The organism is Streptomyces sp. NPDC052023, from assembly GCF_044548465.1.
Taxonomy (GTDB): domain Bacteria; phylum Actinomycetota; class Actinomycetes; order Streptomycetales; family Streptomycetaceae; genus Streptomyces.
In genome coordinates this window covers 12,503-30,947 of the sequence record NZ_JBIUBW010000008.1, presented here as the reverse complement: position 1 = coordinate 30,947, position 18,445 = coordinate 12,503, and the positions used below count along the sequence as shown (strand labels likewise).

General features: G+C 71.7%; 17 protein-coding genes. 9 read left to right on the top strand and 8 right to left on the bottom strand.

Annotated elements, in window-relative coordinates; translation table 11 throughout:
* Window positions 1–15 precede the first annotated feature (15 nt).
* Both ACIHCM_RS18200 and ACIHCM_RS18195 read left to right on the top strand, forming a co-directional pair.
* On the top strand, window positions 16–405 hold the full coding sequence (locus ACIHCM_RS18200) for a hypothetical protein (protein WP_399896528.1): 390 nt from the start codon (window positions 16–18) through the stop codon (window positions 403–405).
* An 84-nt stretch (window positions 406–489) separates the two neighbouring features.
* On the top strand, window positions 490–1,908 hold the full coding sequence (locus ACIHCM_RS18195; protein WP_399896525.1) for a S28 family serine protease: 1,419 nt from the start codon (window positions 490–492) through the stop codon (window positions 1,906–1,908).
* Between the two features lie 84 nt (window positions 1,909–1,992).
* On the opposite strand, the gene ACIHCM_RS18190 is transcribed toward ACIHCM_RS18195, so the two are convergent.
* The gene (locus ACIHCM_RS18190; protein WP_399896522.1) at window positions 1,993–3,825 is read right to left on the bottom strand and encodes a glycoside hydrolase family 3 protein; all 1,833 of its coding nucleotides are present in this window, start codon (window positions 3,823–3,825) and stop codon (window positions 1,993–1,995) included.
* A gap of 312 nt (window positions 3,826–4,137) precedes the next feature.
* Complete coding sequence (locus ACIHCM_RS18185) at window positions 4,138–5,046, bottom strand: LysR family transcriptional regulator (protein WP_399896519.1); 909 nt, start codon at window positions 5,044–5,046, stop codon at window positions 4,138–4,140.
* A gap of 93 nt (window positions 5,047–5,139) precedes the next feature.
* Between ACIHCM_RS18185 and ACIHCM_RS18180 the strand changes: the two genes are divergently transcribed.
* Window positions 5,140–6,054: an EamA family transporter gene (locus ACIHCM_RS18180; RefSeq protein ID WP_399896516.1), complete on the top strand. Its 915-nt coding sequence runs from the start codon at window positions 5,140–5,142 to the stop codon at window positions 6,052–6,054.
* Between the two features lie 90 nt (window positions 6,055–6,144).
* Here the strand turns inward: ACIHCM_RS18180 and ACIHCM_RS18175 are convergent, their stop codons facing one another.
* The 5 genes from ACIHCM_RS18175 to ACIHCM_RS18155 form a co-directional block, all read right to left on the bottom strand.
* Window positions 6,145–6,945, bottom strand: a complete 801-nt coding sequence (locus tag ACIHCM_RS18175) for a sugar phosphate isomerase/epimerase family protein (protein WP_399896515.1) — start codon at window positions 6,943–6,945, stop codon at window positions 6,145–6,147.
* Window positions 6,946–7,020: 75 nt separating this feature from the next.
* Window positions 7,021–7,953, bottom strand: a complete 933-nt coding sequence (locus ACIHCM_RS18170; protein WP_399896512.1) for a GNAT family N-acetyltransferase — start codon at window positions 7,951–7,953, stop codon at window positions 7,021–7,023.
* 162 nt (window positions 7,954–8,115) lie between these two features.
* On the bottom strand, window positions 8,116–8,715 hold the full coding sequence (locus ACIHCM_RS18165; RefSeq protein WP_399896509.1) for a dihydrofolate reductase family protein: 600 nt from the start codon (window positions 8,713–8,715) through the stop codon (window positions 8,116–8,118).
* A 172-nt stretch (window positions 8,716–8,887) separates the two neighbouring features.
* Complete coding sequence (locus ACIHCM_RS18160) at window positions 8,888–9,148, bottom strand: nuclear transport factor 2 family protein (RefSeq protein WP_399896507.1); 261 nt, start codon at window positions 9,146–9,148, stop codon at window positions 8,888–8,890.
* Complete coding sequence (locus ACIHCM_RS18155) at window positions 9,079–9,324, bottom strand: hypothetical protein (protein ID WP_399896504.1); 246 nt, start codon at window positions 9,322–9,324, stop codon at window positions 9,079–9,081. Before ACIHCM_RS18155 ends, ACIHCM_RS18160 begins: the two co-directional genes overlap by 70 nt.
* 184 nt (window positions 9,325–9,508) lie before the next feature.
* Between ACIHCM_RS18155 and ACIHCM_RS18150 the strand changes: the two genes are divergently transcribed.
* From ACIHCM_RS18150 to ACIHCM_RS18125, 6 genes are all read left to right on the top strand, one after another.
* Window positions 9,509–10,162: a hypothetical protein gene (locus ACIHCM_RS18150; protein WP_399896501.1), complete on the top strand. Its 654-nt coding sequence runs from the start codon at window positions 9,509–9,511 to the stop codon at window positions 10,160–10,162.
* Window positions 10,163–10,272: 110 nt separating this feature from the next.
* Complete coding sequence (locus ACIHCM_RS18145; RefSeq protein WP_399897168.1) at window positions 10,273–10,497, top strand: ferredoxin; 225 nt, start codon at window positions 10,273–10,275, stop codon at window positions 10,495–10,497.
* Window positions 10,487–11,878: an NAD(P)/FAD-dependent oxidoreductase gene (locus ACIHCM_RS18140; protein WP_399896499.1), complete on the top strand. Its 1,392-nt coding sequence runs from the start codon at window positions 10,487–10,489 to the stop codon at window positions 11,876–11,878. Before ACIHCM_RS18145 ends, ACIHCM_RS18140 begins: the two co-directional genes overlap by 11 nt.
* Window positions 11,879–11,902: 24 nt before the next feature.
* Window positions 11,903–13,141 carry a cytochrome P450 gene (locus ACIHCM_RS18135; RefSeq protein WP_399896496.1) on the top strand — a complete coding sequence of 413 codons (1,239 nt, stop codon included), beginning with the start codon at window positions 11,903–11,905 and terminating at the stop codon, window positions 13,139–13,141.
* Between the two features lie 342 nt (window positions 13,142–13,483).
* On the top strand, window positions 13,484–16,864 hold the full coding sequence (locus ACIHCM_RS18130) for an RHS repeat-associated core domain-containing protein (protein ID WP_399896493.1): 3,381 nt from the start codon (window positions 13,484–13,486) through the stop codon (window positions 16,862–16,864).
* A gap of 119 nt (window positions 16,865–16,983) precedes the next feature.
* Entirely contained in the window at window positions 16,984–17,184 is a 201-nt protein-coding gene (locus tag ACIHCM_RS18125) for a hypothetical protein (RefSeq protein WP_399896490.1), read from the top strand.
* 162 nt (window positions 17,185–17,346) lie between these two features.
* Here the strand turns inward: ACIHCM_RS18125 and ACIHCM_RS18120 are convergent, their stop codons facing one another.
* The gene (locus tag ACIHCM_RS18120; RefSeq protein WP_399896487.1) at window positions 17,347–18,393 is read right to left on the bottom strand and encodes a LacI family DNA-binding transcriptional regulator; all 1,047 of its coding nucleotides are present in this window, start codon (window positions 18,391–18,393) and stop codon (window positions 17,347–17,349) included.
* Window positions 18,394–18,445: the final 52 nt, after the last annotated feature.

Below are 18,445 nucleotides of genomic sequence, written 5' to 3'. Positions count from 1 at the left end.
GCGGAGGGGACGACTGTGGACACGGGTGCGATACGACGTCGGATGGCGCTCGGCGTGGCCCTGCTGACCGCGTCCGGGCTGCTGGCGCTCGCCGCGCCGGCGGACGCGCACGCGGCGGCGTCCGGCTGCGCCGGGCGCAAGGTCAGGACGCTGCCGTTCGCCACCGGGGTCGTGAAGGTCTACAAGCGCGGTGGGTACGTCTGCGCCGTCACGCTCCCCAAGGACCCCGGACCCAGGCGCTCGATGTCGGTCAGCGTGCAGGCGCGCGGCAACCGCCCGGTCGTCGACAAGGGCAGGTACACGCACCGCGCGGGACCGGTGACCGTCCACGCGGGGCAGCGCTGCGTGTGGGTGAAGGGCACGGTGGGGCGTGGGTCGGTGAGCTCCGGCTGGATACTGTGCTGACCTGCTGATTCGCCAACCACCCTGGTGCACAGGTGTGTTGCTCCGATAGCTTCCGGCGCACATCTGTTCTGACAGGGAGGGTGCATGCGCAAGGCGCTCAGATGGCTGCTCGCGCTCACCGTGCTCATAGGCACCTTGAGCACGGCGGGGGCGGCCACCGCCGCCCAGCCGGAGGCCACCGACATCAAGGACCGGTTGCTCTCGATACCCGGCATGAGCCTGATCGAGGAGAAGCCGTACCCCGGGTACCGCTTCTTCGTGCTCAACTACACGCAGCCGGTCGACCACCGCAAGCCCTCCAGGGGCACGTTCCAGCAGCGCATCACCGTGCTGCACAAGGACCTCTCGCGGCCGACGGTCTTCCACACCGGCGGCTACAACGTCTCCACCACGCCCAGCCGCCGTGAGCCGACCCAGATCGTGGACGGCAACCAGGTCTCCATGGAGTACCGCTTCTTCACGCCGTCCCGGCCCAGCCCGGCCGACTGGAGCAAGCTCGACATCTGGCAGGCGGCCAGCGACCAGCACCGCATCTTCAAGGCGCTGAAGCCGCTCTACTCCAAGAACTGGATCTCCACGGGCGGCTCCAAGGGCGGCATGACCGCCACCTACTACGAGCGCTTCTACCCCCGTGACATGGACGGCGTCGTCGCCTACGTCGCCCCCAACGACGTCGTGAACGACCAGGACAAGGCGTACGACCGCTTCTTCGCCGGCGTCGGCACCAAGGAGTGCCGCGACCGGCTGAACGGCGTGCAGCGCGAGGCCCTGGTGCGCCGCGAGCCGCTGGAGCAGCGCTACCAGGCCTACGCGGCGGAGAACGGCTACACCTTCGACACCGTCGGCAGCCTCGACAAGGCGTACGAGGCCACCGTCCTCGACTACGTCTGGGGCTTCTGGCAGTACAGCCTGCTGTCCGACTGCGACACCATCCCGGCGGACGCGAAGAACGCGACCGACGAGGAGATCTGGAACTCCATCGACACGGTCGCCGGGTTCTCCTTCTACACCGACCAGGGCCTCGAGCCGTACACGCCGTACTACTACCAGGCGGGCACGGAGCTCGGCGCGCCGACGATCGTCTTCCCGCACATCGAGAAGAAGTACATCCGCTACGGCTACCTGCCGCCGCGGTACTTCGTGCCGCGCTCCATCCCGATGAGGTTCCGGGACGGCGCGATGAGGGACGTCGACAGCTGGGTCCGCCACAACGCGCGGCACATGCTGTTCGTCTACGGCGAGAACGACCCGTGGGGCGCCGAGCAGTTCCGGCTCGGCAAGGGCGCGCGTGACTCGTACGTCTTCACCGCCCCCGGCGCCAACCACGGTGCCAACGTGGCCGGACTGAAGGAGAAGCAGAAGGCGCTGGCCACGGCCAGGATCCTGAAGTGGGCCGGAGTCGCCTCCACCGCGGTCGAGGCCGACCCGGCGGTGGCCAAGCCGCTGGCCACGTACGACGCCCGCCTCGACAAGCGAGGCGCGGAGCGGACGCTGCGTCCCTGACGTCGGTGCTGCGCCCGCCCGTTCACCATCGCGGGCGGGCGCAGCCCACGGCCCGGCGTACCGGACCCCAGGTCCGCTCGGCTCCTAGTACGACAACCCGTGCCCGACCGGATACAGCACCTTCGCCGGATCGTCGGCCCGCTGCACCGGCACCGGCAGCTTCCCGCGGGGCCGTACCTTTCCGGCGATGACCCTGGCCGCCGCCCGTACCTCCACGTCCGTCCAGGAGTAGGACGCCAGGTAGCCGCGGACGCCCGGCAGCTGGGCCACGTCGTACGGATTGCGCACGGCCACCGCGACCACCGGCTTCCCGGTCGCCAGCAACCGCTCGACGAGCGTCTTCTGCGAGCTCGTGGCCGTGACGTTGTACGTCCCCACGACCACCGCGTCCGCGTCCTGGGCCGCCGCGACGGCCCGGTCGACGGTCGCCGCGGAGGGTGCCGTCCCCGTGGACAACGCGGTGGCAGAGAAGCCGAGTTCGGTCAGCGCGCCCGCGAGGACGCCGGTGGGCGGGCCGGTCGTGCCGGACGGCGAGGCCGGGTCGGCGCCGACCACGAGCAGCCGGGGGTGCTCGCGCCGGGACAGCGGCAGCAGCTCGCCCTCGTTGACGAGCAGGGTCGTCGTCCGCTCGGCGATCCGGTCGGCCTCCTTGAGGTGGGCCCGGGTGCCGACCGCGCGGTCGACGCCCCGCGCGCTGACGTAGGGCGCCTCGAACAGCCCCAGCTTCGCCTTCAGCCGCAACACCCGCAGGATCGACTCGTCGAGCCGTTCCTCGGTGAGCTCGCCGTCCTGTACGGCCTTCAGGACCGCGTTCCAGGCGACGTCCAGCTTGGGCGGGTTGAGGAGCTGGTCGACGCCGGCCTTCAGCGCCAGCACCGGCACCCGGTCGTCGCCGTACTTCGTGCGGACGCCCTCCATGCCGAGCGAGTCGGTGACCACGACCCCGTCGTAACCCAGCTCCTCGCGCAGGATGCCGGTGAGGATCGGGCGGGAGAGGGTGGCCGGGTCGCCGGAGGAGTCCAGCGCCGGGACCATGATGTGCGCGGTCATGATCGAGTCGATGCCGGCCTCGATGGCCGCCCGGAACGGGGGCGCGTCGATCCTGCCCCACTCCTCGCGGGTGTGCTCGATGACCGGGAACCCGTAGTGGCTGTCGACCTCGGTGTCGCCGTGGCCGGGGAAGTGCTTGGCGGTCGCGGCGACGTCCGCGCGCTGGTACCCGGTGACCTCCGCCGCGACCAGGCCGGCCACCGCGTCGGGGTCGGCGCCGAAGGACCGTACGCCGATGACCGGGTTGGCCGGGTTGACATTGACGTCGGCGACGGGGGCGTAGTCCTGCCGGATGCCCATCGCCCGCAACTCCTCGCCGGCGATCCGGCCGAGGGTGCGGGCGTCGGCGCGCGAACCGCCGGCGCCGACGGCCATCGCGCCCGGGAAGAGCGTCGCGGGGCTGCCCACGCGGGCCACTATCCCGTGCTCCTGGTCCGTGGAGATCAGCACGGGCAGTCCGCGGGGCAGGCCGAGGGAGGCCTTCTGGATGCCGTTCGACAGATCCGCGATCTGGTGCGGGGTACGGGTGTTGTGCGCCCAGGTGAAGTAGATGATGCCGCCGAGGCGGTACTCGGCGAGCAGTTCGGCTGCCGTGCGGACACCGAGTTCGCTGAGGTTGGCGTCGATGTCGGCCTGGTCGGGGGCGGTGGCGGAGTGGCCGTACACCCGGGAGACGAAGAGCTGGCCGACCTTCTCCTCCAGGCTCATCCGGGAGATGAGCTTCCGCAGGTGTCTGTCGTCGTCGGCGTGCGCGGTGCTGTGCCCGACCGTCAGGGCCGCGGTGACACCCGCGGTGGCGGCGAGAACCGTACGTCTCGAAGGGGTGGCGGCGGTGTTTCCTGCGCTTTTCGTGCTGGCGTGGTGCACGTGCGCTCCTTCCGGAGGAGATCGCTGAAGGAAACTTCCAAGGAGCCACCAATATCCGGGAAGTTTCTGCCGGTCAAGGGGACGCACAGCCCCGCCGGGTGAGGGGCCGCCATCGGCGCAGGGAGGGGTCGCGCCGACGGCGGCGGACCGCCGGCCGGGTCACGGCGCAGAGGGGGGCGCGACGCGGGACGCGTCCGGCGGCCGTGCGCGTTGGACGGACGGGGTGCGGGATGGGTTCCCGCACCGCCGCCGGGCGACGGCCTGGCGGCGCCCAAGTCGGCTGTCCCAGGCGCCGGTCGGGGCCGGAAGTCCCTACCGCTCCGCCACTCCCGCCCACCGCTCCTGCAACGTCCGTACCGTCTCCGCGATCGCCGGGCGGCGGGCCGCCCCCTCGCGCCAGAGGGCGTAGAGGTGGCGGACGGGCAGGGGATCCAGGGGGACCTCCACCACGCCCCCGGGGAGTGGGCCCCGGCCCAGACGGGGGATGAGGGCCACGCCCAGGCCCGCCGCGACCAGGGCCACCAGGGTCGGGTTCTCCTCCGCCATGTGGACGACGTCCGGCTCGTGGCCGACCGAGCGCAGGGTGCGGAGCAGCCAGTCGTGGCAGACCCGGCCGGGCGGCTGGCACACCCACCGCTGACCGCCCAACTCCTCCCGGCGTACCGCCGTTCGGCCCGCGAAGGGGTGGTCCTGAGGGACCAGCAGGTCGCACAGGTCGTCCCCGATCGCCGCCTGCTCCACACCCGCCGGGGCGGGCAGCGGCGCGATGTCCCAGTCGTGGGCCACGGCCAGGTCGACGGCGCCCCTGGCCACCAGGTCGACCGACAGATGGGGGTCGACCTCCGTCAGACGGGCGTCCAGTGCCGGGTGGCGCTTCGCCAGGTCGGCCAGGACCCACGGCAGCAGCCCCCGCGCCGCCGACGGGAACGCCGCCACCGTCAGGCGGCCGGCCGGCAGCCCGCGCCGTTGCTCCAGTTCCGTCTCGGCCCGCTCGACGATGGCCAACAACTCTGCTGCTGTGGCGGCCAGTTGAAGCGCCTCAGCGGTGAGCCGTACGCCCCGCCCCTCCCGCTCCAGCAGCACCGTCCGTGTCTCCCGCTCCAGCTTGGCGATCTGCTGGGACACGGCCGACGGGGTGTAGCCGAGCGCGGCGGCGGCCGCTCCGACCGTGCCGTGCACGAAGACGGCGTGCAGGGCCCGCAGTCGCTGGAGGTCGAGCATGGCGGCCACTCCTCGATCGATCAGCTCCGCTTCATCCAACCATGCAGAAAGCATCGCTGGTGCTACATGGTCGCTGCAGGTGATCCTCGACGAATGCGACCCGCCCATCTCCTGCTCGCCGTCCTCGTCGCCGCCGTCTGGGGTGTCAACTTCACCGTCATCGAGATCGGTCTCGACCACTTCCCGCCCCTCCTCTTCTCCGCCCTGCGCTTCCTGGTGGCGGCCGTCCCCGCCGTCTTCCTCGTGGGCCGGCCGAAGGTGGCCTGGAAGTGGATCGTGGCGGTCGGACTGGTTCTCGGCGTGGCGAAGTTCGGCCTGCTGTTCGTGGGGATGGACGCCGGGATGCCGGCCGGTCTGTCGTCACTGGTGCTCCAGGTGCAGGCGGTGTTCACCGCGCTGATCGCCTTCCTGGCCCTCGGTGAACGCCCCACCTGGACACGGGCGTCGGGGATGCTGGTGGCTCTCGCCGGCATCGCCGTCGCCGCCGTCGACGAGGGCGCCTCCGGGCCCCTGACCGCCTTCGCCCTGGTCGTCGCGGCAGCCGCCTGCTGGGGCGCCTCCAACGTGCTCACCCGCAGGGCCGCGCCCCCGGACGCCCTCAACTTCATGGTGTGGGTGAGCACCGTCCCCGTCCTGCCCCTCCTCGCGCTGTCCCTCCTCCTGGAGGGGCCCACCCGGGACTACGAGGCCCTGCGCGCCCTCGACTGGCAGGGCGCCGGCACCGTCGTCTACGTCGCCTGGATCACCACCGTGTTCGGATTCGGTGCCTGGGGCCGGCTGCTGCGCCGCCACCCGGCCTCCACCGTCGCGCCCTTCTCGCTGCTGGTCCCGGCCTTCGGGATGATGTCGGCGGCGGTGTTCCTCGGCGAGTCGATGACGCCACTGCGCTGGTGTGCGGCGGCGCTGCTGGTCGGCGGAGTGGCCCTCACGTCCGTGCCGCCCCGGCGCCCCCCGGCGGTCGGTCCCGCGGACCGACCGGCGCGCCGGGTGGACGTGGTCCGATCATGACCCCCGCCCGGCTCCCGCGAGGCGTTCACGCAGCTGAGCGTCTGCGGACGGGCCGCCCGGCCGGTCAACTCGGGCGGCCCGCGACGCCGTTCAGGCCGAGTCGTTGAGCAGCCGCCCCAAGTGCTCGCGGCCCGCGTCCAGCAGGCCGGGGAGCGGCGCCGCGTCCTCGTACCAGCGCTTCTCGTACTCCCAGCACAGCCAGCCGTCCCAGCCCTGCCGGGAGAGCAGCTCCACGGTCTCGGCGAGCGGGAGCACTCCGGCGCCGAGGGGGAGCGGCGTCCTGTCGTCGGCGGACGCGATGTCCTTCAGCTGGACATAGCCCAGGTGAGGGGAGAGGGCCGCGTATGTCTCCGAGGGCTGCTCACCACCCAGCCACGTGTGCATCACGTCCCACAGGGCGCCGACCTGGCGGTGGCCGACCAGTCCGAGGACGCGCATCGCGTCGGCGCCCGTGCGGTGCGAGTCGTGGGTCTCGAGGAGGATGCGCACCTCCGCGTCGGTGGCGTGCTCGGCGGCCGTGCCCAGGCGGCGCGCGGCGGTCGCGTCGGCCTCCTCGGGGCTCTGCTCCGCCGTGCCGCCGGGGAAGACCCGGACGTACGGCGCGCCCAGGTCACGGGCCAGGTCGAGCAGGGCGCGCAGCTCGGCGAGGACCGGCTCGTCGTCGCCCGGCGCGGCCACGCGCGTGTACCCGGCGACCCCGAGCAGCTCGACGCCGGAGGCCTTGAACGCGGCGGCGACATCCGCCCGTTCGGCGGCCCCGATGCCTGGATGCACCGGCTCTTCGGGGTGGGCGCGCAGCTCCACACCGTGGTAGCCGTGCTCGTTCGCGAGCCGGAGGACTTCCGGCAGGGGGAGGCCGGGGACACCGAGGGTGGAGAACGCGAGCTTCATGTATCCAGCTTCGTACACCCGGGGCCCTCCCGTCACTCCGGGTGCCGTCGATTCGACTCGTACGCGGTGCCGCCGTCACTCCCGTGGCGTGCGCAGGTCCAGGCGCCAGTCCTGGCCGACCAGGTCCTTGCCGAACGAGCGGTGCGGCTTCTCGGCGACCAGCACGAAACCGTGCCGCTGGTAGACGCGGCGGGCGGCGGTGAGCACGTCGTTCGTCCACAGGACGAGGTCGCGGTAGCCGACCCCGCGCGCGAAGCCGACGACCGACCGCACCAGCCGGTCGCCGATGCCGAGGCCGCGCGCGTCCGGTTCGACCAGCAGCAGCCGCAGCCGGGCCGTGGCCGGCGCCTCGTCCCGCACGCACATCACGCACCCCACCGGACGCCCGTCCAGCTCGGCGATCCACACCCGCTCCAGATGCGGGTCGTGGTCCTCGGCGAAGTCCGCGACGATCCGGGCGACCAGCCCCTCGTAGTCGGTGTTCCAGCCGTGCTCGGCGGCGTACAGCGCGGCGTTGCGCTGCACGATCCAGCCCAGCTCGCCGGGGGCGGGTTCGCGCAGCACCACGTCCTCGGGGCGCGGCTCCCGGCCCGGGCCGAGGATCGCGCGTACCGTCCGCAGGGCCTCGGCGAGCCGCCCCCGCTCCTCGGGCGCCACGCCGGCCAGCAGCGCCCCGACCGTCTGCCGCGCCCGCTCGTCGAGGAGGGCGGCGGCCTCCCGGCCGCGCGCGGTGAGGGTGATCCGGCGGCGGCGCGGATCACGCTCCGAGGGTGCCCGCTCGATCAGCCCGTCCTGTTCGAACTTGCTCAGGATCCGGCTCAGATACCCGGCGTCGAGGTGCAGTTCGGTACGCAGGTCGGCGGCGTCCGTGCGCGGTGAGTGCGCGAGCTCGTACAGGACGCGGGACTCGGTGAGGGTGTAGGGGGCGTACAGGTGGCGGCCGTAGTCGAGGGCGCCGATGAGGTGGGTGTAGAAGCGGTTGAAGGAGCGGATGTCCTGGACGGTCATGATCGGCCCCAGCCCGGGAGGGCCGGCCCGGAGGCCGGCCCGGACGAGCGACTCGGATGTTCGACTCGGATGGGTGCTTCGATGAACCTCGGACAGTTGACTCAGTCAGAGGTCCATCGGGTCGAGCCTAGCCCCGCCATCCGCTCCTCGTCCATGCCGGGGCTACTGCTCGGGGGCCCGACGGTAGACGCACACCTGGGCGCCCGCGTCCGACGCGGTGGTCGAGACCAGCTCGAACGCGGTCCTCGTGCCGTCGTCCGGGAAGATCGACTTTCCGCCGCCCAGCATCACCGGCATCACGATCAGCCGCAGCTCGTCCACCAGCCCCTCGCTCAGCAGCGTCCGGGCGAGCGTGGGGCTGCCCATGACGAGCAGGTTCCCGCCCTGCGTCTCGCGGAGCTTGCGCAGTGCGGCGACGGCCTCGGCGGCCGGGACCCGGGTGGTGTTGTCCCAGGCCTCGACGTCCTCGTCACCGAGGGTGCCGGTGACCACGTACTTCCGCAGGGTGTTCATCCGGTCGGCGAACGGGTCCCCCGCCCGCTCCGGCCAGGCCCCGGCCATCGTCTGCCAGGTCCGGCGGCCGAACAGCAGGGCATCGGCCCCCGCCAGCGCCGCGTCGAAGGCTCCGCCGACGACCTCCGGGTCGAAGAAGGGGTGCGTCCAGCCACCGTGGGCGAACCCGCCGTCGGTGTCCTCCCGCCCTCCACCGGGAGCCTGGACGACGCCGTCGAGGCTGATGAACTCGTTGATGACGATGGGCATGGGGGCACTCCTGCTGTCCGGGCCGGTCGGTCGGCGACGCCTCGACCGCGCTGAGAGGCCTGCGCCGCACGGACCGCGCCCTGGCATCGCGCCGGGGAAGCATCGCCGGGAAACTGCACTGAAGACCGTGACCGGGACCGGAACTCATCGCCGGCGGCCGGTCCTTTCGGTTTCACTCCACGACGGGCGGCCGCCCCTGCGTCCACACCGGCCGCACCGCCATCCGGGTGAAACGCCAGCCGTCCGGCGTATACCGCACCTCGGCGTCGAAACGCCCCCCGACGGTGAACAGGGTCTCGTCGTCGTGGACATGGGTCATATGGGCGTTCCACGAGACGCCGGCCCGCTCGCCCTCGATGTCGATCAGGATCCCGGACGCCGTGTGCTGCGTCCGCGCGAACCGCTCGACCGACTCCTCGGCGAGCCGCCCCACCGCCTCCAGGCCTTGGCGGCGCCGACGGGTGTCTCCATCCGTACGTCCTCGGTGGCGAGGCCGCCCATCCAGCCCGGGGCGAAGTCGCGGGCGTCGAGGGCGCGGAAGAGGCGGTGGACGAGGTTCTGGACGGCGGTCAGTACGGGGGCGTCCTGGGGCGCGTGGTGATCGCTCATGCCACGAGCGTCGTACGTCAAGCGCGCTTGAGGTCAAGCCCGGGACCACCGGCCGTCCGGATGCCGTCGCGGCCCGGTGGCGGGACGTCCCGGATTGCTGCTGTCTGTACGGAGGAGGGGCGGACGCCCGGCGGAGCACGGCGGACCTCCGTGGGCGGAAGGCCGCAGAGAGAAGCGAGGAACCATGGGGCAGAAGGACGAGCGCCTCCGGACACCCCGGGCCGCCGGGATCGCCGGAGTCGTGTTCGCGCTCCTGATGGCCGCGGCGATCATCCTGGTGCGCCTCGCCCTGCCCGGCGGCGCGGGCGGCACCGAGGTCACCGTCGACGCCGGACAGCGCGGCGCCGTACAGACGGCGCTGGAGCTCCTGCCGTTCGCCGGGATCGCCTTCCTGTGGTTCATGGGAGCGCTGCGCGAGCAGGCCGGGGCGGGGGAGGACCGGTTCGTGTCCACCGTGTTCCTGGGCAGCGGACTGGTCTTCGTCGCCATGCTGTTCGGCAGCGGCGCGGCGGCCGGGACCGTACTCGACGACAGCCGGCAGCACTCGTCGTTCGGCCGCTTCTTCGCCTACACGCTGCTGACCACGTACGGGCTGCGGATGGCGGCGGTGTTCGTCTTCACGACCTCGACCATCGGCGCCCGCCTCGGCATCCTCCCGCGCCCCCTCATCGTGCTCGGCTACCTCGCAGGTCTGGTGCTGCTCGTGGTGGGAGCGAATCTGCCCTGGTCCGAGCTGGTCTTCCCGGCCTGGGCGCTGATCGTCAGCCTGCACATCCTGCGCGGCGGGCGGCCCGCCGGCCCGCCCGCCCCCGGCCCACCGCCTGCCACCGGAGCCTGAGGCGGCGGGCGGGATTCACTCCGACGGACCTCTCCTCGTCGCCACCTGCCGCCGGGGCGCGGACGATGGCCGCATGGGGGACCGGGCCGCCGGAGAGGACACGACCCTTGGTGAGACTTGTCGTCGACCTGAACCGCTGTCAGGGATACGCGCAGTGCGCGTTCCTCGCGCCCGACGTCTTCGTCATGCACGGCGAGGAGGGACTGCTCTACCACCCGGAGGCGGACGAGGCACAGCGCGGAAAACTCGCGCAGGCCGCGGCCGCCTGTCCCGTCCAGGCCATCCTCGTCGACACGGTGGACGCAGCCGCCGAGGCGGTGCCCGATGAGCGATGACGGATCCCTGGACAGACTCCGGCGCGAGGGCCGCATCGTCGTCGTCGGCGCCTCGCTGGCGGGCCTGCGCGCCGCGGAGACCCTGCGGGAGAAGGGCTTCACCGGCTCCCTGACGATCGTCGGCGACGAGCCCTACGCCCCCTACGACCGGCCCCCGCTGTCCAAGCAGGTGCTGCTCGGCATGACCACCGCCGACCGCACGGCGCTGCCCCGGCGCCGCGCCCTCGACGCGACCTGGCGGCTCGGCGTCCCGGCCACCGGCCTGGACATGGCCGCGCGGCGCGTACGGCTCGCCGACGGCGACGAGGTGCCGTACGACCGGCTGCTCATCGCCACCGGTGTGCGGGCGCGGCCATGGCCCCGCGAGAGCGAGGCGGAGCTCGACGGCGTCTTCGTGCTGCGCACCCGCGACGACGCCGCCAGGCTCGCGCGGCGGCTCGCCGATGGGCCCAAGCGGGTCTTCGTGATCGGCGCCGGGTTCACCGGCTCCGAGATCGCCTCCGCCTGCCGGGAACGCGGCCTCGCCGTGACCGTCGCGGAGCGCGGCGCGGCGCCCCTGGTGGGCGCGCTCGGCGGAGTGGTCGGCGCGGTCGCCGCCGACCTCCAGCAGGAGCACGGCGTCGACCTGCGGTGCGGGGTCATGGTCACGGCCCTGGAGGGCGACGCCTCGTGCCGGGTGCGGGCCGCCCACCTGTCCGACGGGTCCACGGTCGAGACCGACCTGGTGATCGTCTCGCTCGGCGCCACCCGCAACACCGAGTGGCTCGCCGGCTCCGGACTGGGTGCCGGCCCCCGCGGCATCGCCTGCGACGCCGGCTGCCGCGCCTTCGACATCCGCGGCATCGTGACCGACGACATCTACGTCGCCGGCGACGTGGCCCGCTCCCCGCACGCCTTGTTCGGCTACCAGTTCCTGTCCCTGGAGCACTGGGGCAACGCCGTCCAGCAGGCCGGGATCGCGGCGCACAACATGCTCAGCGAGAGCGCCGACCGCCTGCCCCACATGTGGGTGCCGGCCTTCTGGTCCTCGCAGTTCGGCGTGAACATCAAGTCGGTCGGGGTGCCGTCGCTGGGCACCGAGATCCTCGTCTCCCAGGGCTCGCTGACCGACCGGCGGTTCGTCGGCGTCTACGGGTACCAGGGTCGCGTCATCGGCGCGGTCTCCTTCGACCACGCCCGGTGGCTGCCGTTCTACCAGGAGCTGATCGAGACCACCGCGCCGTTCCCGCCGCCGTTCCCCACGGTCGGCAGGAGCCCGGGCGGACAGCGTCCCGTCGACGCGGACTTCCCCGACCCGTCGGTGCCCACGCACGGCCCCACGGTGACCCTCAGCGGATACTCACCGGCCGACCGCCGGATGACGTTCACCCCCGCGCACTGACCCGCACGGCCACGAGGACCCACGATGACGCCATCTCCGCTGCATCAGATCCTGGACTACGACAACCGCGCCAACCCGTACCCGATCTACGAGGAGTTGCGGAAGACGCCGGTGCTACACCAGGACGACGGGCCGTACGTCGTCAGCACCTACTACGAGATCCGCAGCCTCCTGCACGACCCCCGCATCAGCTCCGACGCCCGCAATCTGGCCTCGACCGCGCACGATCCGCTGGCCGAGGCGGACCAGCAGGAGCAGGCGGCCCTGCCGCCGAGCTTCCTGCGGCTCGACCCGCCCGAGCACGACAGGCTGCGGCGCATGACGAACCGGCCCTTCGGGCCGCCGCACTCCCCGCACCGGGTCGACGGAATGCGCCAGGAGCTGCACGGCATCGTCTCCGGCCTCGTCGACGGCATCGCCGACCCGGGCCGGTTCGACCTGGTGGACGAGTTCTCCTACCCGTTCCCGGTGACCGTGATCTGCCGGCTGCTCGGAGTGCCGCGCGAGGACGAGCCGCGCTTCCACGGCTGGGCGGACGCCATCGCGGCGAGCCTGGACCCCGACCCGGACGCGGACCCCGCCGACCGGGGCAAGGGGTCGCACGACGCGCGTATGCAGCTCGGCATGTACCTGGCCGGCCTGATCGAGGAGCGCCGCAAGCGCCCGCAGAACGACATGATCTCCGCGCTCGCCTCCGCCGAGGGCCCGGACGGCGCGATGACCACGATGGAACTGCTCAGCACGGCGGCGCTGCTGCTGATCGCGGGGCACGAGACCACGGTCAACCTCGTCACCAACGGGATGCTGACCCTGCTGCGCAACCCGGACGTCCTGCGCCGGCTGCGGGCGGAGCCGGCGCTCGCCGTGCCCGTCGTCGAGGAGCTGCTGCGTTTCGAACCCCCGGTGCAGCTGGTGCCGCAGCGCACCACCCTGGCCGACATCGAGATCCGCGGTGTCACCATCCCCAAGGGCGCCTCCCTCTGGCTGGTGCTGGCGTCCGGCAACCGTGACCCGCACCGGTTCGCGAACCCGGACCGCTTCGACCCGGACCGCGGGGACATCCAGCACCTCGGGTTCGGCAGCGGCATCCACAGCTGCTTCGGCGCACCGCTGGCCCGCCTGGAGGCCCAGTTTGCCCTCGCCGAACTGGCCCGCCGCCTGGAGAACCCCCGTCTGCTGGAGGACCCGCCCCCGTACCGCCGGAACGCGGTCCTGCGCGGTCCCCGTCATCTGCCCATCGCCTGCGACGGGATCCGTCCCTGAGAGCGGACACGGGACGGCGGCCTGAACCGTCCGGCCGCCACACGTCACGGATCTGGCCCTCGGCACCGCTCCGTGGACGGACGAAGCCGACCGTTGAGCGGAGACTTTTCGGCCTGTTGTGAGCGGCCCGGCAGGCGCCAGGATCCGGCCAGGGTGCCGGTGCCGGCGCCTGTTGCCATGTCGGCGCGGAAGCCGCCGGCTCAAGGGGAGGGTCTGATTCCTGGCCGAATGATCCGCGAGTTCGCGGGAACGACGCGGACCTTTGTGCGATTCGCGTGAAACGTTGTGGGCGCCTGGTGACCACTGGGGTCTCCGGGGTCTGTCTTCCTGTGGGGGGAAGTCATGCGTCCACGTGTCTTCGGCACGCCGTTTCGGCGTGGCCGCAAGAGATCAGCTACGGGTATCGCCCTCGCGGCGCTCACATCGGCCGCACTGTCCGCCTCGGTGCTCCCCGCCTCGACCGCTGTCGCGGCCGACGACAAGCCCATGTCGGTGTGGGGCAGGGACAGTCCGGACTTCGAGATGCCGGCGGTGAAGGTCGGGGCGAACCGGCCGGTGAAGTCCCAGCCGGCTGCCACGCGGAGTGCCCCGGCGGCGGGTGCCTCGGTGGCCGATGTGGTTCCGGAGGGCCAGGGCGATGTGCCCTGGCACCGCTCCACCAGCTTCGCGATCACGGACGCGCTGACCGCGAAGATCGACTACTCGACCGGCAACCTGATGCTGACGGCGACGGACTTCGACATCGCCGGCGTCGGCCGGCGCCTGCAACTGGCGCGGACGTACAACTCGCTGGACGCCCCGTGGGGCCGTGTGTCGCAGCGCTGGTGGCAGCAGTACGAGCGCTACCTGTCGATCTCCTCCACCGAGGTGGTCTTCTACGACGCCTCCGGGGCGACCGTCCGCTTCACCAAGAACGCCGACGGTTCCTTCACCACGCCGAAGGGCTACTCGCAGGACCTGAAGAAGAACGCGGACGGCACCTACACCCTGACGAAGTGGAAGTCGGGCGCGAAGGAGACCTACAACCAGTACGGGACCCTGACGAAGGTGACCGACCGCAACAAGGGCGCGATCACCGTCACCCAGCACGACGAGAACGGCGAGAACAAGGGCTTCAAGCTCACCGAGACCCGCTCGGGCCGCTGGATCGACCTCTACAAGACCTATCCGTCGCAGTGGCAGGCCAAGGACAACACCGGCCGCACCGCCGTGTACCACCTCGACGCGAACGGCAACCTGACCGGCACCACCGACACCGAGGGCAAGACGGTCAGCTTCCGCTACGACTCCTCCGGCCGCATCGACAAGATCACCACCGCCGAGGGCCGCGTCACCGTCTTCACCTACGACGGCACCAACCGCGTCACCTCCATGCTCCGCGGCACCAGCTTCCACAGCGACGGCCACACCGGCCCGACCTGGACCTACAGTTACACGGCGAGCTCGCCCATCGCGGCGGGCACGACCACGGCCAAGGACCCGGAACTGCACGCCACGAAGTACCTGCACGACGGCGACGGCCGGGTCACCGAGGTGTTCGACGCGCTGGAGCGCAAGCGGTCGACGAAGTTCGACGCCAACAACAACATCGACAGCGCAGCCGACGCGATGGGCTCGGGCACCACGCCGGGCAACGTCACCGACTACGGCTTCAACGCCCGCAACAACCTGGAAACCGTCACCATGCCCACCGGTGGCAGGACGGTCAACTCCTGGCAGACCATCGCCGGCGGTGACGTGCCGAAGGACTCCACCGACGCCGACGGGCAGAAGACCAGCTTCACCTACGACGCGGCCGGCAACACCACCTCGGTGGCGCAGACCGGCACCGGTGGCGGCAACGTCTCCTTCGACTACAACCCCGCGACCCCGACGTGCGGCGGCTTCGAGGGCCAGCGCTGCAAGGCGAAGACGAAGGTGACCTCGACGAAGACCGTCGTCACCGACTTCCACTACGACGCCAAGGGCAACCTGGAGTGGGTCAAGCCCCCGGCGCCGCTGGCGAAAACGACCTACACCTACGACGACCTGGGCCGCACCAGGACGGCCACGGACGCCCGCGGCATCACCAAGACGTACACCTACGACAACCTCGACCGCATCCGCACCGTCACCTCACCCCACACCGTGAAGGTCGAGTACTGGTACGACGGTGACGGCAACCTGGTCCAGCGCTCGGACGGCACCGGCACGGTCAAGTACGAGTTCGACCCGCTCCAGCGAGAGACGGTCCGCCATCTCCAGGACGGCTCCCAGACCCTGCTCGCCTACACCCCGGCCGGCAACGTCGACTACTACCAGGACCCGGCCGGCACGGTCGACTACACCTGGAACGAGGTCAACAGGCTCTCCGAGCTGAAGGACCCGCAGGGCCGCGTGACGACGTACCAGTACAACAACAACGACGTCCGCACCACGACGACGTATCCCGGCGGAACGGTGCAGAAGGTCGACGTCGACAAATCCAGCCGCCCCAAGGCCATCAAGGCGACCTCACCGCAGGGCACCCTGGTGGACCTGGCCTACACCTACGGCTACGGCACGAACGCCGCCACCGACGGCACCAAGATCCGTACCAGCACGGACCACGTCCGGGGCACCAAGCGCACGTACCTCTACGACGGGGCGGGCCGCTTCTCCTACGCCAAGGAGGAGAAGGCCGGGGCGGTCACGGACTCCTGGCAGTACTGCTACGACCTGGCCGGCAACCTCACCTCCCAGGGCACCGAGCAGGGCTGCCCGCGCGGCACCACCTACACCTATAACGACGCCCACCAGCTGACCGCCAAGTCCACCACGAGCGGCCCCTGGTCCTACGACGCAATCGGCAACGAGACCGCCGGTGCCTCCACCGACGACTACGCCCGCACGGGGGAGTCGTACACCGACCACTCCCAGCTGACGTCGATCACTGTGGGCGGGAAGACGTACGCGGGCCAGTACGGCTCCACCGACCAGAGCGAGCGCGTCAAGCTCGGTGACACCTTCTTCCACAATGGCCCGCTCGGCCTGTCGGCGAAGACAACCGCCGGCGTGGACACGGGCTTCAACCGCGAACCCGGGGGCACGCTGAACTCCATGACGACCGGGGGCAAGACGTACTTCTACCTCACGGACGCCATCGGCAGCGTGGTCGCCCTGGCGGACGCGGACGGCAACAAGGTCAACACCTACGCCTACAGCCCTCGCGGCGTGCGCCTGCCGGCCCAGTCGTCCGAGCCGGTCGCCCAGCCCTACCGCTTCGCCGGCGGCTACCAGGACCCCACCGGCCTCTACCACTTCGAAGCCCGCTACTACGACGCCGACATCGGCCGCTTCACCCAGCCCGACCCCTCGGGCCAGGAGAAGAACCCCTACCTGTACGCCGAGGGCGACCCCGTCAACCGCATCGATCCGACCGGTCTGTGGAGCTGGCAACTGGGTGGCGAGGTGTGCTTCTGGGTCTGCCTGGGCGGCGGATACTCCAAGGACGACTCCGGGAACAGCGGACCCTTCCTGAAGATCGGCGTAGGGCTCCCCGGGGTGGGCGGCGGCTTCGAGGGATCGACCGGCGGAGCGGACGCGGGGCCGTCGGCCTACGGCAACTGTGCTGCCGGATACGGCTCGCTGGGAGGCCAGATCGGTGGCAGCCCGAGCGGCTCCCCGACGGTCAGCGGCGGAGGGGGGCTGGGAACGTACGCGTCCACACCGACGTGCAGCGGAGGGCTGCAGATCCAGTTCTGAGTCAAGTCCGTAAGCCGTGAGCGTGTGTCCGACCCGGCCCGTCCCGACCTGGTTGCGGACGGGCCGGCACACGCTCTCCCGTTGAGACCCGGGAGGAAACAGTGAGGATCTTTCTTTCTGTGTTCGGCATCCTCGCCGGCACGGCCCTCATCCTGTACAGCAGGAAGTTCGCGCGTGCTGCCACGAGCCGGCGCGACGCCTTCGGCCGCGCCAACGCCGCGGCGGGCGAATCCACCGTGCGCATGGGGCCGCTGATCGTCGGTGTCTTCCTCGTCGTCATCGGCATCCTGGCGGCCACCGGCGTAGCCGAAGTCGGGTGATCGGGCGCCTTCGTCGCGCGCCGCGAGTTCGGTGTCCCACGTGACCCATCGCCTGCCGTCCTGAGACCAGGGCCCGCGCCGCCCTCACGTGCCCGGTGCCCTGGTGGGACGGTCAGGGCTCCCCCGGCGGCCTTCCTGCGCCTGCGCGGCTCAGCTCGCCCCTCACCCCCGGGGTGCCGCCGTCGACCCCCGCACCATCAGCTCCCCCCGCACCGTGGCGATCCCACCCGGTGGTGGCTCCTCGCGTCCCATCGCGATCCGTCCCGCCCGTGCCCCCGCCTCCGCCAGCGGCAGCCGGACCGTCGTCAGCGCGGGCACCGCGTCGATGCTGAAGGGCAGGTCGTCGAAGCCGGCGACCGAGACGTCCTCCGGTATCCGGCGCCCCGACTCCCGCAGTGCGGCACAGGCCCCCAGCGCCACGGAGTCGTTCGCGGCCACCACGGCCGTGAGGGACGGATCGCGGCGCAGCAGTTCCAGCGTGGCCTCGTAGCCGGACCGGCGGTCGTAGCGGCCGTGGACCGTCCGGTCCGGGTCGTCCGGGATGCCCGCGGCCTCCAGCGCGGCCCGGTGCCCCTCCAGCCGGTGCCGGGTGGTGGTCCGCTCCTGCGGCCCGGCGATGTAGCCGAGCCGGCGGTGCCCGAGCCCGATCAGATGCTCCGTCAACTGCCGCCCGCCGGCCCGGTTCTCGAAGGCCAGCGCCACTGCCCGGGTCTCCGGCACCGGCGGCCGCCCGCACAGCACGACCCGCGTCCCGGCGTCGGTCAGCTTCCGCAGCTTCGCCGACACGGCGGCCACGTGCGCGGTGTCCTCCACCGCGCCACCGGTGACGACGACGGCGGCGGCGCGCTGCCGCTGCAGCAGGGTCAGATACGTCAGCTCGCGCTCGGGGGAGCCGCCGGTGTTGCAGACGACCGCGAGCCGTTCCCCGCCGGCTCTGCCGCCGGGGCCGCCGATCTCCGACTGGATCGCGCTCGCCATGATCCCGAAGAAGGGGTCGGCGATGTCGTTGACCAGGATGCCGACCAGGTCGGACGTGGCGGCGGCGAGCGAGCTGGCGGGCCCGTTGAGGACGTAGTCCAGCTCGTCTACCGCCTTGAGCACCCGCTCGCGGGTGGAGGCGGCGACCGGATAGTTCCCGTTCAGCACGCGCGACACCGTCGCGGGGGAGACCTGGGCGCGGGCCGCCACGTCCGCCAGGGTCACCGTCATGTCGTCCTCCGGTAGCGCATCCTGTGATTCCGCGTTGACCATAAGGCCACCG

Excerpts from the sequence above, each read along its gene's own strand:
- ACIHCM_RS18195 (WP_399896525.1), top strand. The coding sequence starts at position 490 with ATGCGCAAGGCGCTCAGATGGCTGCTCGCGCTCACCGTGCTCATAGGC.
- ACIHCM_RS18185 (WP_399896519.1), bottom strand. The coding sequence starts at position 5,046 with ATGCTCGACCTCCAGCGACTGCGGGCCCTGCACGCCGTCTTCGTGCAC.
- ACIHCM_RS18155 (WP_399896504.1), bottom strand. The coding sequence starts at position 9,324 with ATGAGCGATCACCACGCGCCCCAGGACGCCCCCGTACTGACCGCCGTC.
- ACIHCM_RS18170 (WP_399896512.1), bottom strand. The coding sequence starts at position 7,953 with ATGACCGTCCAGGACATCCGCTCCTTCAACCGCTTCTACACCCACCTC.
- ACIHCM_RS18150 (WP_399896501.1), top strand. The coding sequence starts at position 9,509 with ATGGGGCAGAAGGACGAGCGCCTCCGGACACCCCGGGCCGCCGGGATC.
- ACIHCM_RS18130 (WP_399896493.1), top strand. The coding sequence starts at position 13,484 with ATGCGTCCACGTGTCTTCGGCACGCCGTTTCGGCGTGGCCGCAAGAGA.
- ACIHCM_RS18120 (WP_399896487.1), bottom strand. The coding sequence starts at position 18,393 with ATGACGGTGACCCTGGCGGACGTGGCGGCCCGCGCCCAGGTCTCCCCC.
- ACIHCM_RS18165 (WP_399896509.1), bottom strand. The coding sequence starts at position 8,715 with ATGCCCATCGTCATCAACGAGTTCATCAGCCTCGACGGCGTCGTCCAG.
- ACIHCM_RS18180 (WP_399896516.1), top strand. The coding sequence starts at position 5,140 with ATGCGACCCGCCCATCTCCTGCTCGCCGTCCTCGTCGCCGCCGTCTGG.
- ACIHCM_RS18140 (WP_399896499.1), top strand. The coding sequence starts at position 10,487 with ATGAGCGATGACGGATCCCTGGACAGACTCCGGCGCGAGGGCCGCATC.
- ACIHCM_RS18135 (WP_399896496.1), top strand. The coding sequence starts at position 11,903 with ATGACGCCATCTCCGCTGCATCAGATCCTGGACTACGACAACCGCGCC.
- ACIHCM_RS18175 (WP_399896515.1), bottom strand. The coding sequence starts at position 6,945 with ATGAAGCTCGCGTTCTCCACCCTCGGTGTCCCCGGCCTCCCCCTGCCG.